The organism is Neopusillimonas aromaticivorans, from assembly GCF_030344915.1.
GTDB lineage: Bacteria > Pseudomonadota > Gammaproteobacteria > Burkholderiales > Burkholderiaceae_B > Neopusillimonas > Neopusillimonas aromaticivorans.
Genome location: NZ_CP128233.1, coordinates 2,799,642 through 2,815,017 on the forward strand (window position 1 = coordinate 2,799,642; position 15,376 = coordinate 2,815,017).

Genomic DNA, 15,376 nt, shown 5'->3' on the forward strand with positions numbered 1-15,376 from the left:
GGTTTCATGATTAACCCTGAAGTACAGCAGACGTCACGCGTGGGTGTGCTGGCGGTGGTGGGTGTCGGCCTGATTGGCGGCTCTTTCGCGGCCGCCTTGCGCAAAGCGGGTGCGGTTGATCGTGTCCTCGGCGTAGGTCGTACGCCGGGTCCGCTCGCGCAAGCCAGGCGTCTGGGCCTGATCGACGAAGTGGCGACGTTGGCACAGGCCGCAGAGCAGGCTGACCTTATTTTCCTGGCGACGCCCGTTGGTACATTTCCTGCATTGCTGGAAGGGCTCTTGCCTTCATTGAAACCCGCAACGGTGATTACCGATGGTGGCAGTACCAAAGCTGACGTGGTTCAGGCCGCGTATGGCGTGCTGGGCAGCCGGGCAGGGCAATTCATACCGGGACATCCGATTGCCGGTGCCGAACGTACGGGCCCCGAGGCGGCCGATGCTACGCTCTACCACGGGCGTAACGTGGTGCTGACTCCGTTGCCCGAAAATGATCCGCACCAGCGTCAGTGGCTGACACGGGTCTGGGAGCAATGTGGAGCGCGGGTGCTGACCATGGCTGCACAGGATCACGACACGGCGTTGGCGTCGGTCAGCCACGTGCCTCATTTTCTGTCTTCCGTCTTCATGGCCCAGGTGGCTGCCTCGGCCGATGCCGACGTGCGCCTGCGTCTGGCGGGCACCGGGTTTCGCGATTTCACCCGGATTGCTGCGGGCTCGCCCGAGATGTGGCGAGATATTTTTCTGGCCAACCGTGAGGCCGTTCTGTCTGAACTTGCACAAGTGCGTACCGTGCTGGCCCAAGCCGAGCAGGCGCTTGAGCACAATGACGGTCAGCAGCTTTTCGATTTACTTGAACGCGCTGCCTTGGCGCGTCGTTTTTGGGGTAGCAGGAGCGGTTTGTCATGACGAGTCCTGATTTGTTGTTGTCTCCGGTAACCCATGCCGCAGGTGACATTTGTTTGCCTGGATCAAAAAGTATTTCAAACCGGGTGTTGCTGCTGGCGGCGCTGGCTTCGGGGACGACCTGGATTCGTGGCGTGCTTGATTCCGACGACACGCGAGTCATGCTGGCCGGTCTGATCAAACTGGGTGTGTCGCTTAGCCAGGAGTCGACCACCGAGGTGGAAATTACCGGTGGCGTTCCATTTGCCAATGCTGATCTGGATATTTTTCTGGGTAATGCAGGCACGGCTTTCCGGCCACTGACCGCCGCACTGGCTCTGATGGGCGGGCATTATCGGTTGTCGGGTATTGCCCGCATGCACGAGCGCCCGATCGGTGATCTGGTCGAGGCGTTGCGGCAACTGGGTGCAGATATTACGTATCTTGGCAATGATGGCTTTCCGCCCCTTGATATTCGTACCGGTGCTATCGATGCGTCGCGCCCCATTCGTGTCAAAGGCAATGTGTCCAGCCAGTTTCTGACGGCGTTGCTGTTGGCGGCCCCGATTCATGCCGGACGCAGCGGTCAGGCGGTGGTCATCGAGGTCGATGGGGAACTGATTTCCAAGCCTTATATTCTCATTACACTGAACCTGATGGAACGTTTTGGTGTACGCGTCCAGCGCGATGGCTGGCAGCGCTTCACTATCCTGGCGGGTTCCGCCTATCGCGCACCCGGTGTCATCGAAGTGGAAGGCGATGCGTCGTCGGCTTCATACTTCCTTGCGATGGGGGCCATTGGCTCGGGTCCGGTGCGGGTGCATGGCATTGGTCATGACAGCATCCAGGGTGATGTGGCGTTTGCCGATACACTGGAAGCCATGGGCGCCACCATTTCTCGCTACGACACCTATATTGAAGCGCGCGGCGTCAACGTGGCGCGCGGCGAAAAATTGCGTGCGTTCGATGCGGATTTCAATCTGATTCCCGATGCGGCCATGACCGCTGCGGCCCTGGCTCTGTACGCCGATGGTCCTTGTACCTTGCGCAACATCGGCAGCTGGCGGGTCAAGGAAACCGATCGCATTCATGCCATGCATACCGAGCTGGAAAAACTGGGTGCGTCGGTCAGCTCGGGGCCGGACTGGCTTACCGTGACTCCGCCGGCCGAGGCATCCGCATGGCGTTCGGCGAGCATAGAAACCTATGATGATCACCGGATGGCCATGTGCTTTTCGCTGGCGTCATTTGGTCCGGTGCCGCTCACTATTCAGGATCCTGATTGTGTCAGGAAAACATTTCCTGATTACTTCACTGTGTTTCGCCAGCTGGTCAGCGCATGATGGTGAGTATGACCGATTACAAGACTGTCCCCGTCATTACCATTGATGGCCCAACGGCTTCGGGCAAGGGCACGGTGGCCCAGCGGGTTGCCCAGGCGCTGGGCTGGGCCATGCTCGATAGTGGTGCGCTGTATCGCCTGACCGCGTTGGCCTGTCGTGACGCGGGTGTTGCCACGACGGATGAACAGAGTGCGGCCCGCATCGCTGCCGGCCTTGATGTGCGGTTTGAGGATGGCAAGGTTTTCCTCAAGGGCACCGAGGTGTCCGATGCCATCCGTGCCGAGTCGATCGGCGTGCAGGCCTCGCAGGTGGCCACGCTGGGGGCGGTTCGTCAGGCCTTGCTTGAGCGTCAACGGGCGTTTCGTCAGCCGCCGGGCCTGGTTGCCGATGGCCGCGATATGGGTACAGTGGTGTTTCCGGAGGCTCCGGTAAAGGTGTTTTTGGTGGCTGATGTACACGCACGTGCGCAAAGGCGTTGTAAGCAGTTGATCGACAAGGGCTTTCCTGCTAATCTAGCAGACTTGACGCGGGATCTTGAAGAGCGCGATGCGCGCGACCGCTCTCGGGCCCATGCGCCTTTGGTGGCCGCCCCTGATGCCGTCACCATAGATTCCTCGAATTTAAGCATTGAAGAAGCAGTCAATGCAGTACTCGACCTCTGGTCGGGAAAAGGTGCTCAAGGCGCCTGAGCCCGTGTGGTTTTGCGGGCTTCAGGTACAGCCTGACAGCGTTGTTTGAACTCCGCCGTTGCAAATGGTTTGCTCTGGTGTGTATTTACCGGCCATTTTGGCCTATGGATTTAATTTAATGTCCTCAACTCTAACCCCTGCCGCCGCTATGGGCGGTGAAAGCTTTGCCGACCTGTTTGCCGAAAGTGTAAAAAGCCAGGACATGAAGTCCGGCGAAGTCATTTCGGCAGAAGTCGTCCGTATTGACCACAATTTCGTCGTAGTAAACGCCGGTCTCAAGTCCGAAGCGTTGATCCCCTCGAAGAGTTCCTGAACGATCAGGGCGAAGTCGAGGTTCAGGCCGGTGATTTCGTCTCTGTCGCTATCGATTCGCTCGAGAACGGCTATGGCGACACTATCCTGTCGCGTGATCGCGCCAAGCGTCTGTCGGCCTGGCTGTCGCTCGAGCAGGCGCTCGAGTCCGGCGAACTGGTCAACGGCACGATCACCGGCAAGGTCAAAGGCGGTCTTACTGTCATGACCAACGGCATCCGTGCGTTCCTGCCGGGTTCGCTCGTCGATCTGCGTCCGGTCAAGGACACCACGCCCTACGAGGGCAAAACCATGGAATTCAAGGTTATCAAGCTTGACCGCAAGCGCAACAACGTTGTGCTGTCGCGTCGCGCTGTCCTTGAAGCCAGCATGGGTGAAGAGCGTCAGAAGCTGCTCGAGAACCTGTCCGAAGGTTCCATCGTCAAGGGCGTCGTCAAGAACATCACCGATTACGGTGCGTTCGTCGACCTGGGCGGTATCGATGGCTTGCTGCACATCACCGACATGGCATGGCGCCGTGTTCGTCACCCTCCGAAGTCCTTACCGTTGGTCAGGAAGTCGAAGCCAAAGTGCTCAAGTTCGATCAGGAAAAGAGCCGTGTTTCGCTGGGCGTCAAGCAGCTGGGTGAAGATCCCTGGATCGGTCTGGCACGTCGCTACCCGCAAAATACCCGTTTGTTCGGCAAGGTCACCAACCTCACCGACTACGGTGCGTTCGTTGAAGTCGAAGCCGGTATCGAAGGTCTGGTACACGTTTCCGAAATGGACTGGACCAACAAGAACGTTGATCCGCGCAAAGTGGTCACACTGGGCGAAGAAGTTGAAGTCATGGTCCTGGAAATCGACGAAGAGCGTCGTCGCATTTCGCTGGGCATGAAACAGTGCCGTGCCAACCCGTGGGAAGAGTTCTCCATGAACTTCAAGCGCGGTGACAAGGTTTCGGGCGCCATCAAGTCCATTACCGACTTTGGTGTGTTCGTTGGTCTGCCTGGCGGTATCGACGGTCTGGTTCACTTGTCCGACCTGTCCTGGTCCGAGTCTGGTGAAGAAGCCGTTCGCAACTTCAAGAAAGGCGACGAAATCGAAGCCGTTGTCTTGGGCATCGATACCGACAAAGAACGCATCTCGCTGGGTATCAAACAGCTTGATGGCGACCCTTTCAACAACTTCGTTGCCACTTACGACAAGGGCGCAGTTGTGCCTGGCGTGGTCAAGTCGGTTGAACCCAAGGGTGCGGTTGTTACCCTGTCGGTTGACGTTGAAGGCTACCTGCGTGCATCCGAAATCTCGGCCGGTCGCGTTGAAGACGCAACAACTGCCCTGAATGCCGGTGACAACGTTGAAGCCATGATCATCAACATCGATCGTAAAGCCCGTTCGATCCAGCTGTCGATCAAGGCCCGCGATAACGCTGAAACTGCTGACACGCTCCAGCGCATGTCGGAAGCCAGCGCCTCGTCCGGCACCACCAACCTGGGTGCATTGCTCAAGGCCAAGCTCGACCAAGCCCGTGACGACGGTTAATCGTCGTGACTAAGTCAGAGCTGATCGCCGCTTTGGCCGGTCGGTACCCGCAGCTTGCGCTGCGCGATACCGACCTGGCGGTAAAACGGTGCTCGATGCCATGACTCAGGCTTTGGCCAGTGGTCAGCGCATCGAAATCCGCGGCTTTGGCAGTTTTTCGCTGTCTGCGCGCTCACCGCGTGTCGGGCGCAACCCGAAGTCCGGCGAAAAAGTCATGGTGCCTGGCAAGCAGGTGCCGCACTTCAAGGCTGGCAAGGAATTGCGCGAGCGCGTTGATGCGGCCTTCGATAAAGAAGGTCGTGCAGGCGAAGACGCCAAATTCACTTTAGGGCAACACCTCGACCAGATCATGCACGGCTAGTTCTTGCAGGAAACGGTTACATCAACCCCCGCGCTCACAAGGCTGCGGGGGTTTGTTTTTGGCGGTGTCGCGCCCTCTGGTATGGCATTCACATTACAATTGGCGCATTCCTGTTTTTCGGAGACTCGTCATGCGGTATCTCGTGTGGGCTGTACGCCTGGTTGTGTTTGTGGTTGTGTTGCTGTTCGCACTTAAAAACACCGGCCCGGTCGACGTCAATTTCTATGCCGACCATACCGTTAGCGGGGTTCCCCTTATTGTGGTGATGCTGGCGTCGTTTGTGGTTGGGGCAGGTTTTGCGTTGCTGGCGATTGTGCCGGCCGCACTGCGACGTCGTCGTGAAATGCGCCGCCTCGAGCGTGATCTGGCGCGTTTGAAAACCGATGCGACGGTCAAGCCTGTGGCCTCTGTCGGTGTCTCTCCCGATGCCGTCGCGCCGCTGTCGCCCCTGTAAGAACGTTGCATTTTTTGCGAGCGCTGTTGCATGGATTTTGAACCTTGGTGGTTGATACTGTTGCCCGTCCTGTTCGGGCTGGGCTGGGTTGCCGCGCGTGTCGATATTCGGCAAATGCTGTCCGAAACCCGTAATTTGCCCGACTCGTACTTCAAGGGCCTTAACTTTATCTTGAACGAAGAGCCCGATCGGGCCATTGATGCGTTCATCGAGGTGGCCAAGCTCGACCCTGAAACTACCGAGTTGCATTTTGCACTGGGCAGCTTGTTTCGGCGTCGCGGTGAAATGGAACGCGCCATTCGGGTACATCAAAGTTTACTTGCCCGGGCCGATTTGCCAGTGGCCGAACGTGAGCACGCCCAGCACGAGTTGGCGCACGATTTTTTGAAGGCGGGCATGCTCGATCGCGCCGAACAGGCTTTTCTGGCTGTGCAGGATACGCGCTTTGCCGTACCGGCCGTGCGTGCATTGGTTCGAATTTACGAGTCAGGTCACGACTGGCCCAAAGCCATTGATGCGGTCAAGAAGCTCAAGGCGCTGGTTGACGAACCTGTGCCCCAGCTGGTGCATTACCAGTGCGAGCAGGCCCAGGCGGCGCTTGCTGCAAAGCCGCCGCGCCTGGATGCCGCTATAGCTGCCCTGGATGCTGCAGATCACGCTTACCGTACGCTAAAAGACAACGACCGTACCATGGCTTCGCGTGCGCGTGTCGCCATGTTGCGCGCCCGGGTGGCGCGCGCGGCAAATCAGGCGCTGCACGAGCGCGATTTCCTGGTTGCCGTGTTGTCAGACGCCCCCGATTACGCGGGCCTGGTGGCCAGCGAGTTGCTCGACAATTATCGGCAAGCCGGGCAGGCACCCCAGGGGTTGGCCTTGCTCAAGGCGCACTACCTGCGACATCCTACGCTTGATCTTTTCAATGTGGTTTTTCGCGAACTGCGCGCCCAGGAAGGATACGCACCCGCCTGGGCGTTTGCGCGTGAAGCCTTGCGCGCGCACCCTCGTTGCTTGGCCTTGATCGTCTGCTCGAGGCCGAGCTTGCCAGCGACGATACGCCCAAAACTGGGGCGGGTATCGCACCCGATGCCGATCTTGGCTTGTTGCGAAGCCTGATTCACAAACATACCCAGCGCCTCGATCGCTACGCCTGCAATTCGTGCGGCTTTGAAGCGCGTCATTTTTATTGGCAGTGTCCCGGGTGTAATTCCTGGAAACGTACCCGCCGCGTCGTCTGGAGGAAACTCGATGAACGCTTTTCCTGCGGCCGCTGTCAAAGGCGCGCGTGTCCTGGTGGTGGGCGATATCATGCTCGACCGCTACTGGTTTGGTGAGGTCGACCGGATCTCGCCGGAAGCGCCGGTTCCTGTTGTCAGGGTGGCCCGGCGTGAAGATCGACTGGGCGGTGCGGCAAACGTCGCCCGTAATATTGTTGCGCTTGGGGCCTCGGCGACCTTGCTCGGGGTTGTGGGTGATGACGAGGCGGGCCAGAAAGTAGAGCGCCTGTCTGCCGATGATTCGATCAACGCACGGTTGGTTGTCGATCCGCTTTTGCACACAACGCTTAAAATGCGGGTTCTGGGTCGTCAGCAGCAATTGTTGCGCATCGATTTTGAAGAGCATCCTTCGTCGACCAGTCTCGATCAGTTGCATCACGTGTTTGCTGCTCAACTGGCCTTGCACGATATCGTCATTTTGTCAGATTACGCCAAGGGGGCGCTGGCCCGCGTCGAGCTTCTGATCCAGGCGGCCCGCGAACGCGCCATGCCGGTGTTTGTTGACCCCAAGGGGCATTCTTACGCGCGTTATCAGGGCGCCACCATCATTACGCCCAATCGCTCGGAAATGCAAGAAGCTGTCGGACGCTGGTTAACGGAAGCCGAGCTTGAGTCGCGTGCGCAGTCGTTGCGTCAAGCCCTGGATCTCGAGGCACTGCTGGTGACCCGTTCCGAGCAAGGGATGACCCTGTTTTCACAAGATCACCGTTTCCATGTTGATGCTCTGGCTCATGAGGTATTCGACGTGTCGGGTGCAGGCGACACGGTGCTGGCAACGCTGGCTGTCATGCGCGCTGCCGGGCTGGACTGGGACGATGCTGTACGTTGGGCAAATCGGGCCGGCGGCGTTGCCGTTGGCAAATTGGGAACATCAGTAGTTACCGCAGGAGAACTTGAATGATCGTCGTCACCGGGGGTGCGGGTTTCATTGGCAGCAACATTATCAAGGGTCTGAACGCCCGCGGGGTCAGCAATATTCTGGTCGTCGACGACCTGACGGAAGGTGATAAATTCGCGAACCTGGTAGGTCTGGATATTGCCGATTACATGCATAAAGACCAGTTCCGCCAACAGTTGCTGGCGGGTCGTTTGTCGGGGGTCGAAGCGATCATGCATCAGGGGGCATGCTCTGATACCACCGAGCGCAACGGCCACTACATGATGGAAAATAATTACCGGTATACGCTTGAGCTGGTTCAATGGTGCCAGCAATACAAGGTGCCGTTTATCTATGCCTCTTCGGCAGCTGTGTATGGGCCGGGGCCGGTTTATAAAGAAGACCCTATCTATGAAGCGCCGTTGAACGTTTACGGCTATTCCAAGTATCTGTTTGATCAATCGCTGCGCAAGCACCTGGGGCGTCTGAAGGCGCCGGTGGCTGGTTTGCGTTATTTCAATGTCTATGGTCCGCGTGAGCAGCACAAAGGCCGCATGGCATCGGTGGCTTATCACAATTTGCGTCAGTTCCAGGCCGAAGGGCATGTCCGGCTGTTCGGTGGCTGGGAAGGTTATGCCGATGGTGCCCAGCAACGCGATTTTGTTTATATTGACGACGTTGTTGCGGTCAATCTGTTCTTCCTGGATCACCCCGAGGTGTCGGGTATTTTCAATTGTGGCACAGGCCGCGCCCAGCCGTTCAACGATGTGGCCATGACGGTGGTGAACAGTTTGCGTCTCGACAAGGCGCAACCGGCGCTGTCGCTGAAAGAAATGGTCGAGCAGAAGCTGATCCGTTACATTCCTTTCCCCGACGGCCTGAAAGGGCGCTACCAAAGTCATACACAGGCTGATTTGACTCGTTTGCGCGAGGCCGGATACGACGCGCCGTTCACGGATGTGCAAACCGGTGTGGCGGCCTACGTGCGCACCATTCTGAATAAAGAGCGTTGACGCCGATGGCCGGTCATGCGTAGTTTTGCGCATGGCCAAAACAATAGCACTCCGGCGTTGCAACCCGTGTTTATCCCCCATCATGGGCACTGAGGTTTTTTCCTCAATGCCCATTTTCTTTATCGGGGGTCTTATGAATCCGTTCACTGAGTCTACTGTTGCCGTACCGCTGAAAACTCCATTACGCACGGTGCTGATGCGGTCGGGGGTATGTCTTGCCTTGCTCGGGTCGGCCTATGCCAATACCGTGCATGCCGTTGATGTCAATGCAGCGACGGCTGCCCAGCTTGAAGGGGTGCGCGGGATCGGGCCGAAAACGGCTCAGGTCATTGTCGATGAGCGGGCCAGAGGAGGCCGTTTCGAGTCGTTCGACGACTTGTCTGACCGGGTGAAGGGCATTGGCCCTGCCAAGGTCGCTACATTGCAGGCCGCCGGCCTGACGGTACAAGGTGGTCTGGCTGTCGTTTCCGGGGCATCCCAGGGTGGTGGTGTCAAACCCGGGGCGTCAACTCCTGATAACCGCCGCGAATCCGGCCCGTTGCGTGCCGTGCCCTCTCGCAAATAGCCCGTATCAGCTGTCGCTGCGAGGTAATCACCGCGTATCCCGGTGTATGATTTGCGTCATGAAAACATACCAGACCATCGAAGACACCATCGGTCGCACCCCCTGGTTCGTCTGCAACGCATTCCGGGTGCTGTTGGCGAAAGCCGTGGCAACGTTATTCTGGCCAAGCTCGAAGGCAATAACCCGGCCGGTTCGGTCAAAGACCGGGCTGCCAGTTCCATGATTCGCCGTGCCGAAGAGCGCGGAGAGATCAAGCCGGGTGACACACTGATTGAAGCAACCAGTGGCAATACCGGCATTGCATTGGCCATGGCGGCGGCCATTCGTGGCTACAAGATGATTCTGATCATGCCTGACAATCTTTCACTGGAACGTCGGGCATCCATGACCGCTTATGGGGCCGAACTGATCCTCACCAAAGCGGCCGATGGCGGTATGGAATATGCCCGCGACCTGGCTATGCAAATGCAGGCTGATGGCAAGGGCAAGGTACTTGATCAGTTTGCCAACCCGGACAATTTCCGTGCGCATATCGAATCGACCGGTCCAGAGTTGTGGGAACAAACCGGCGGCGAGATTACCCATTTTGTCAGTGCCATGGGGACGACCGGTACCATCATGGGTGTCGGCAGTTTCCTGCGTTCAAAGAATCCGGCCGTGCAGGTGATCGGCGCTCAGCCGGCGCCAGGTTCGCAGATTCCCGGTATCCGCAAGTGGCCGGAAGCGTATCAGCCCAAAATTTACGATCCATCCAAGGTGGATGCCTTTGAACTGATCGAGCAGTCAGAGGCCGAAGCCATGGCACGTCGCATGGCTGCCGAAGAAGGCATTTTTGGTGGTATTTCGTCGGCGGGTGCGCTGGTGGCTGCGTTGAGGGTGGCCGCGCGTGTGGAAAATTCGACGATTGTGTTTATCGTTTGCGATCGGGGTGACCGCTATCTGTCGACCGGGGTGTTTAACCCGGTGGTTTGATGGCGTATGACACGGCAGCCTTGAAGGTCACCCGGATGTCTTCCAGGCAACATGTGCAGTTGTAGAAAAAGGCCCGCTTACGGGCCTTTTTCACGCCGTTAAGCATCAGGGTTTGCCGTCAGGCCCGCCATACCCCATCCGGTCGGCCAGTTCTTGCGCCAGTTCGGCCACCGAGGTGGCATAAAAATAGCTGCGGTTGTATTCGGTGAGCGCGAAGAAGTTGGGTGTGGCAACACGATACTCGGCCAGCCCGCGGGGCTCGTCAAGCAAATCAATGACGCCTACTGGGTGACGTGTCCAGTCCATAGAGACGTTCTGCTGGCGGATGACATACGCGCCGGCTTGTTCAAGTTGTGGCCAGGTCAGTGCCGGCTTCAACCCGCCATCGACCCATTTTGAAGCGTTGGCAGGCAGTTGTGCCGGTGCAAAAACCGGCAGGCCTGGCAGCCAGCCATGAACGCGCAAGAATTTTCCGACCGAAGCCAGTGCATCGGGTACGCTGCCATGCAGGTCGATGGTCTTGTCGTTGTCACCATCGGCGGCAAACCTCCGTAGACTGCCAGGCATGAACTGTGGCAGGCCAACGGCCCCGGCAAAGGAGCCCGTTGCGGTTTTGGCGTTGAGTTCACCTTTGTAGTCCAGCTCGATCAGGTCAGCCAGTTGGTCACGAAATAACTGGCTGCGTTCAGGCCGGTTGGTATCCGGGTGGCGAAACCCAGGGTGGCCAGCGCATCCAGCACCGGGAAGCTGCCGGTATAACGGCCGTACAGTGTTTCGACGCCAATGATGGAAACCAGGATAGAGGCTGGAACACCGTAGTGGGCCGCTGCCTTGTCGATGTGTGGTCGCCAGGCCTGCCAGAACTCAACCCCTTGACGGATGCGTACCGGTTCAACATAGCGGGCGCGATAGGTGACCCAGCTGCGCTGGATGCGCTTGCCCGAGGGCGTCATCAGCCGGGCTACTTTGGGATCGAATCGGGCCTGTAGCAAAAGCGCTTCAACGTGCTGTAACGGTACCTGGCGAGTTACAGAAACTTCGCGCGCATACGCCTGAATATCGGGTCGCAGTTGCCCTTGTTCATCGGTAAACTCCAACGATGATCGAACCGATCGTCCGGCCTGGATGGCGGGGGCTTGAGGGGCACGTGGAATGGCGGTGGCCGCCGGTGTGCTCGCATCGGCTGCAGACAGGCCCTGGCGGTCACGCGCGTGTTGCAGTGCAATATTCGGGGTGTTTGTCGTGACATGTGCCGTAGCAGGCGCCGTGAGGCCAGGGAGCCTGTCTGGGCCGCCGGTTGCACCGAGGCACAGCCGGTGAAAAGTGCGAAAATGGGGGCAGCTTGCAAAAATCTTGCGGCGTTGAACATAATCATCCTTATGCAGACCCTATATATTACTCATCCCGCCTGCCACCTGCACGAAATGGGCGATTGGCATCCGGAAAGCCCGCAGCGGCTCGATGCCATCAATGATCAGATGCTTGCGTCGGGCATACATGGCCTGCTTGGTATGGCCGAGGCGCGTGAAGCGACGGATGCGGATATTTTGCGCGTGCACACGCCAGATTATCTCGATTACCTCAAACGCCATGCGCCGCAAGCCGGCTATTTCCAGATTGACGGTGATACGTTGATGAATCCGCATTCGCTGCAGGCCGCCCGGGTTGCCGCCGGGGCCGGGCTGACGGCTGTTGATGCCATTATGGCGGGGCAGGCAGCGAATGCGTTTTGCGGGGTGCGTCCACCGGGCCATCATGCCGTGTCGTCACGCAGCATGGGGTTCTGTCTGTTCAATAATGTGGGTTTAGTTATAGCGTATACGCTTGAAAAATATGCTCTTCACCGCGTTGCGGTCGTCGATTTTGATGTCCATCATGGCAATGGAACCGTTCAAATGTTCAGCTCTGACCCGCGAGTGCTGATGTGCGGTTTTTTCAGGATGATATCTATCCTGATGTACACACTGAAAATGATCCCAAAAATATGTTAAACATACCGGTGCCGGCCTATTCCACAGGCAGCCATGTCCGGCAGCTTGTGGAAGATCACTGGTTGCCGGCATTGCATGCGTTTGAACCACAGTTCATTTTCGTGTCGGCCGGGTTCGATGCCCACCGTGAAGACGATATGTCGCAAATTGGTCTGGTCGAGGCCGATTATGCTTGGATCACTGAACAGCTGGTGGCGGTGGCCGACCGCTTTGCCAGTGGCCGCATCGTCAGTTTTCTGGAAGGTGGTTACGACTTGTCGTCGTTGGGTCGAAGTGTGGTGGCCCACTTGAAAGTTCTGGCAAAGTTGTAGAATAAGCGAGTTTTTCTTAATTTTGACGCAGTGCAGCAGCACCCGTGTGCTTCAAGGGTCGTGTTGCCGGCAGTCTATATTTAATTTCCCCGGAGGAAGTGCTCGATGAAGGTATTGGTGCCTGTCAAGCGTGTGGTTGATTACAACGTCAAAGTACGCGTGAAATCCGATCAAACCGGCGTTGATGTTGCCAACGTCAAAATGTCCATGAACCCCTTCGACGAAATTGCCGTCGAAGAAGCGACTCGCCTGAAAGAAAGCGGTGCCGCCACCGAGGTTGTGGCGGTGTCGTGCGGTGTGCAGCAGGCGCAGGAAACCTTGCGTACCGCGATGGCGATTGGCGCCGACCGTTCCGTCCTGGTCCAGACCGATGTCGAATTGCAGCCGTTGGCCGTTGCCAAGTTGCTCAAGGCCCTGGTCGACAAAGAGCAACCTCAGCTGGTTATCCTGGGCAAGCAGGCGATCGACGACGATGCCAATCAAACTGGTCAAATGTTGGCCGCTTTGCTCGACTGGCCGCAGGCCACGTTTGCCAGCAAGGTTGAAGTTGCCGGCGATAAAGTCAAAGTGACCCGTGAAATTGATGGTGGCCTTGAAACGCTCGAGCTGAAACTGCCTGCCATTGTTACAACTGACCTGCGTCTGAATGAGCCGCGTTATGTGACGTTGCCCAACATCATGAAGGCCAAGAAGAAACCGCTCGACACGCTGACACCAGAAGAACTCGGTGTCGACGTCGCGCCGCGCCTTAAAACGCTCAAGGTTAGCGAGCCGCCCGTGCGTTCTGCCGGTGTGGTGGTTCCCGACGTTGCTGCGTTGGTCGATAAACTCAAAAATGAAGCGAAGGTGGTCTGATCATGTCTGTATTGGTTATTGCTGAACACGATAATGCCCAACTGAAGGGCGCAACCCTCAACGTTATTGCCGCTGCTGCAAAAATCGGTGGTGATGTGCACGTATTGGTCATGGGTGCCGGAGCCCAGGCAGCGGCTGATCAGGCCGCCAAAGCAGCAGGGGTCGCCAAGGTCATTCTGGCTGATGGCCCTTCGCTGGCTGAGGGTCTGGCTGAAAACCTGGCCGCCCAGGTTCTGGATAGGGCATCGTCGTATTCGCACATCTTGTTTGCTGCGACATCGACCGGCAAGAACGTTGCTCCCCGCGTTGCTGCCAAGCTGGACGTTGCCCAGATTTCCGACATTATTGCGGTAGAGTCGGCAGATACGTTTGCACGTCCCATCTATGCGGGTAACGCCATTGCAACTGTGCAGTCGCAAGATGCCGTCAAAGTCATTACCGTGCGTACGACAGCGTTTGACCCGGTTGCTGCCGAAGGCGGTCAGGCTGCCGTTGAATCGGCTGCGGCTGTTGCCGACTCGGGTTTGTCGGCGTTCGTGGGCCGTGAGCTGGCGAAAAGCGATCGTCCAGAGCTTGCGGGTGCTGCCGCTGTGGTTTCGGGTGGTCGCGGCATGGGCAGCGCCGAGAACTTCAAGATTCTTGAACCTCTGGCTGACAAGCTGGGCGCGGCGCTGGGCGCTTCGCGTGCGGCAGTCGATGCCGGTTATGCGCCTAACGACTGGCAAGTAGGTCAAACCGGGAAAATCGTTGCGCCACAGTTGTATGTGGCCGTTGGTATTTCCGGTGCCATCCAGCACTTGGCCGGCATGAAAGACTCCAAAGTCATCGTCGCCATCAACAAAGATGCTGAAGCCCCCATTTTTGGTGTAGCCGATTACGGTCTGGTTGCCGATCTGTTCCAGGCCGTGCCTGAACTGGCCAATTCGCTGTAAGTAAATTACCCAACGGCCTGGCGCGTTATGCGTTGTCGGGTCAGGGTGTCATAAGCCCCGCCTGTGCCTTGTGCATACGCGGGGTTTTTGCTGCCCGCTCTGAAAAAACACGCTCATGGCGGTGGGAACAACGCACATCTTTGCAACAGCGCTTGATTCAAATGCTGTTTTTTTGTACAGTTAATTTACTGTATATAAAAACAGATAATCAGGGGTGTTATGCAAGGTTCAAAATTTTCCCGGTCAGGTTCAAAGGTCTCTCGGCCCAATGCAGAAAGGGTGGCCACACCTCGAACGCCGCGTCTGCCATTTTCAGCGGTGGGTAACGCTGCGGTATCGTCCGGTGTGCGAGGCACAGGTTTTTCGCGGTTGGCGTCAAGCAAAGGCCTGTCACGCGGGGCTATTCTGGCCGACGTATTCATGGTGGTCATTTGGGGCGCAACCATTCCGGGGCTTATGTGGCTGGGGGCAGCAGGGGGCTTTTAGGCATGCTGCAGCAAGGCATGCAGCAGCACTGTTTGTATTGCTTAAATACGGTTTGGTCGCTACAATAGTGGGCTTTGCAACTTGCATCCTCTGGTGGCGCTACCAAAAACTAGCAGGCGTCACGTATGATGTTTACCGGAGTCTACCGTGGATCTCATCCAGCAACTTGAGCAAGAAGAAATTGCTCGCCTTACCAATGGTCAACCCAAACCTGACTTTGCCCCCGGCGATACCGTCGTTGTCAACGTTAACGTGGTTGAAGGTAACCGCAAGCGTGTTCAGGCGTATGAAGGTGTCGTTATTGGCCGTCGTAACCGTGGCCTGAACTCGTCGTTCATCGTTCGTAAAATTTCGTCGGGTGAAGCCGTAGAGCGTACCTTCCAGTTGTACTCGCCACAAATTGCTTCCATCGAAGTCAAGCGTCGTGGTGATGTCCGTCGTGCTAAACTGTACTACCTGCGTAGCCGTTCGGGTAAGTCTGCTCGTATCAAAGAAAAACTGGTTCGCAAGGCCGACAAAGTCGCTCAATAAGCACT

General features: G+C 57.4%; 13 protein-coding genes and 5 pseudogenes. 16 read left to right on the forward strand and 2 right to left on the reverse strand.

Translation table 11 applies throughout. From position 1 onward, the window contains the following. Positions 1–6: 6 nt before the first annotated feature. The 11 genes and pseudogenes from N7E01_RS15455 (at position 7) to cysM (ending at position 10,265) form a co-directional block, all read left to right on the forward strand. Complete coding sequence (locus N7E01_RS15455) at positions 7–906, forward strand: prephenate dehydrogenase (RefSeq protein ID WP_289173521.1); 900 nt, start codon at positions 7–9, stop codon at positions 904–906. Beyond that, positions 903–2,225 (forward strand): 3-phosphoshikimate 1-carboxyvinyltransferase, encoded by a 1,323-nt coding sequence (gene aroA, locus N7E01_RS15460; RefSeq protein ID WP_289173522.1) that lies wholly within the window; start codon positions 903–905, stop codon positions 2,223–2,225. The genes N7E01_RS15455 and aroA overlap by 4 nt, the downstream gene beginning before the upstream one ends. Continuing rightward, positions 2,222–2,914, forward strand: a complete 693-nt coding sequence (cmk, locus tag N7E01_RS15465; protein ID WP_434089525.1) for a (d)CMP kinase — start codon at positions 2,222–2,224, stop codon at positions 2,912–2,914. The genes aroA and cmk overlap by 4 nt, the downstream gene beginning before the upstream one ends. Before the next feature lie 118 nt (positions 2,915–3,032). Beyond that, positions 3,033–4,749, forward strand: a pseudogene (rpsA, locus tag N7E01_RS15470) (30S ribosomal protein S1). Positions 4,750–4,754: 5 nt separating this feature from the next. Continuing rightward, positions 4,755–5,110: pseudogene (locus tag N7E01_RS15475) on the forward strand (integration host factor subunit beta). 130 nt (positions 5,111–5,240) lie between these two features. Then, entirely contained in the window at positions 5,241–5,564 is a 324-nt protein-coding gene (locus N7E01_RS15480; RefSeq protein ID WP_289173523.1) for a lipopolysaccharide assembly protein LapA domain-containing protein, read from the forward strand. Between the two features lie 30 nt (positions 5,565–5,594). Beyond that, positions 5,595–6,813 (forward strand): annotated as a pseudogene (gene lapB, locus N7E01_RS15485) (lipopolysaccharide assembly protein LapB). Then, positions 6,810–7,739 (forward strand): D-glycero-beta-D-manno-heptose-7-phosphate kinase, encoded by a 930-nt coding sequence (rfaE1, locus tag N7E01_RS15490; protein WP_289173524.1) that lies wholly within the window; start codon positions 6,810–6,812, stop codon positions 7,737–7,739. The pseudogene lapB and the gene rfaE1 overlap by 4 nt, the downstream one beginning before the upstream one ends. Next, positions 7,736–8,728: an ADP-glyceromanno-heptose 6-epimerase gene (gene rfaD / locus N7E01_RS15495; protein ID WP_289173525.1), complete on the forward strand. Its 993-nt coding sequence runs from the start codon at positions 7,736–7,738 to the stop codon at positions 8,726–8,728. Before rfaE1 ends, rfaD begins: the two co-directional genes overlap by 4 nt. Before the next feature lie 133 nt (positions 8,729–8,861). Further along, positions 8,862–9,293 carry a ComEA family DNA-binding protein gene (locus N7E01_RS15500; protein WP_289173526.1) on the forward strand — a complete coding sequence of 144 codons (432 nt, stop codon included), beginning with the start codon at positions 8,862–8,864 and terminating at the stop codon, positions 9,291–9,293. A gap of 58 nt (positions 9,294–9,351) precedes the next feature. Next, positions 9,352–10,265 (forward strand): annotated as a pseudogene (gene cysM / locus N7E01_RS15505) (cysteine synthase CysM). 105 nt (positions 10,266–10,370) lie between these two features. On the opposite strand, the gene N7E01_RS15510 reads toward cysM, so the two are convergent. Then, positions 10,371–10,925 carry a lytic murein transglycosylase gene (locus N7E01_RS15510; RefSeq protein ID WP_350495044.1) on the reverse strand — a complete coding sequence of 185 codons (555 nt, stop codon included), beginning with the start codon at positions 10,923–10,925 and terminating at the stop codon, positions 10,371–10,373. Next, positions 10,913–11,362, reverse strand: coding sequence for a lytic murein transglycosylase (locus N7E01_RS15515; RefSeq protein ID WP_289173527.1), 450 nt, complete (start codon positions 11,360–11,362; stop codon positions 10,913–10,915). The genes N7E01_RS15510 and N7E01_RS15515 overlap by 13 nt, the downstream gene beginning before the upstream one ends. 282 nt (positions 11,363–11,644) lie before the next feature. Between N7E01_RS15515 and N7E01_RS15520 the strand changes: the two are divergent. The 5 genes and pseudogenes from N7E01_RS15520 (at position 11,645) to rplS (ending at position 15,371) form a co-directional block, all read left to right on the forward strand. Then, positions 11,645–12,567: pseudogene (locus N7E01_RS15520) on the forward strand (histone deacetylase family protein). Positions 12,568–12,672: 105 nt separating this feature from the next. After that, positions 12,673–13,422, forward strand: a complete 750-nt coding sequence (locus N7E01_RS15525) for an electron transfer flavoprotein subunit beta/FixA family protein (protein WP_289173528.1) — start codon at positions 12,673–12,675, stop codon at positions 13,420–13,422. A 2-nt stretch (positions 13,423–13,424) separates the two neighbouring features. Next, positions 13,425–14,354: an electron transfer flavoprotein subunit alpha/FixB family protein gene (locus N7E01_RS15530; protein WP_289173529.1), complete on the forward strand. Its 930-nt coding sequence runs from the start codon at positions 13,425–13,427 to the stop codon at positions 14,352–14,354. 279 nt (positions 14,355–14,633) lie between these two features. Then, entirely contained in the window at positions 14,634–14,840 is a 207-nt protein-coding gene (locus N7E01_RS15535; RefSeq protein ID WP_289173530.1) for a hypothetical protein, read from the forward strand. Positions 14,841–14,987: 147 nt separating this feature from the next. Next, a complete protein-coding gene (gene rplS / locus N7E01_RS15540) occupies positions 14,988–15,371 on the forward strand; it encodes a 50S ribosomal protein L19 (RefSeq protein ID WP_289173531.1) in 384 nt (127 codons plus the stop codon). Positions 15,372–15,376: the final 5 nt, after the last annotated feature.

Coding starts and splice junctions, on each gene's coding strand:
- N7E01_RS15455 (WP_289173521.1), top strand. CDS start 7: ATGATTAACCCTGAAGTACAGCAGACGTCACGCGTGGGTGTGCTGGCG.
- aroA (WP_289173522.1), top strand. CDS start 903: ATGACGAGTCCTGATTTGTTGTTGTCTCCGGTAACCCATGCCGCAGGT.
- cmk (WP_434089525.1), top strand. CDS start 2,222: ATGATGGTGAGTATGACCGATTACAAGACTGTCCCCGTCATTACCATT.
- N7E01_RS15480 (WP_289173523.1), top strand. CDS start 5,241: ATGCGGTATCTCGTGTGGGCTGTACGCCTGGTTGTGTTTGTGGTTGTG.
- rfaE1 (WP_289173524.1), top strand. CDS start 6,810: ATGAACGCTTTTCCTGCGGCCGCTGTCAAAGGCGCGCGTGTCCTGGTG.
- rfaD (WP_289173525.1), top strand. CDS start 7,736: ATGATCGTCGTCACCGGGGGTGCGGGTTTCATTGGCAGCAACATTATC.
- N7E01_RS15500 (WP_289173526.1), top strand. CDS start 8,862: ATGAATCCGTTCACTGAGTCTACTGTTGCCGTACCGCTGAAAACTCCA.
- N7E01_RS15525 (WP_289173528.1), top strand. CDS start 12,673: ATGAAGGTATTGGTGCCTGTCAAGCGTGTGGTTGATTACAACGTCAAA.
- N7E01_RS15530 (WP_289173529.1), top strand. CDS start 13,425: ATGTCTGTATTGGTTATTGCTGAACACGATAATGCCCAACTGAAGGGC.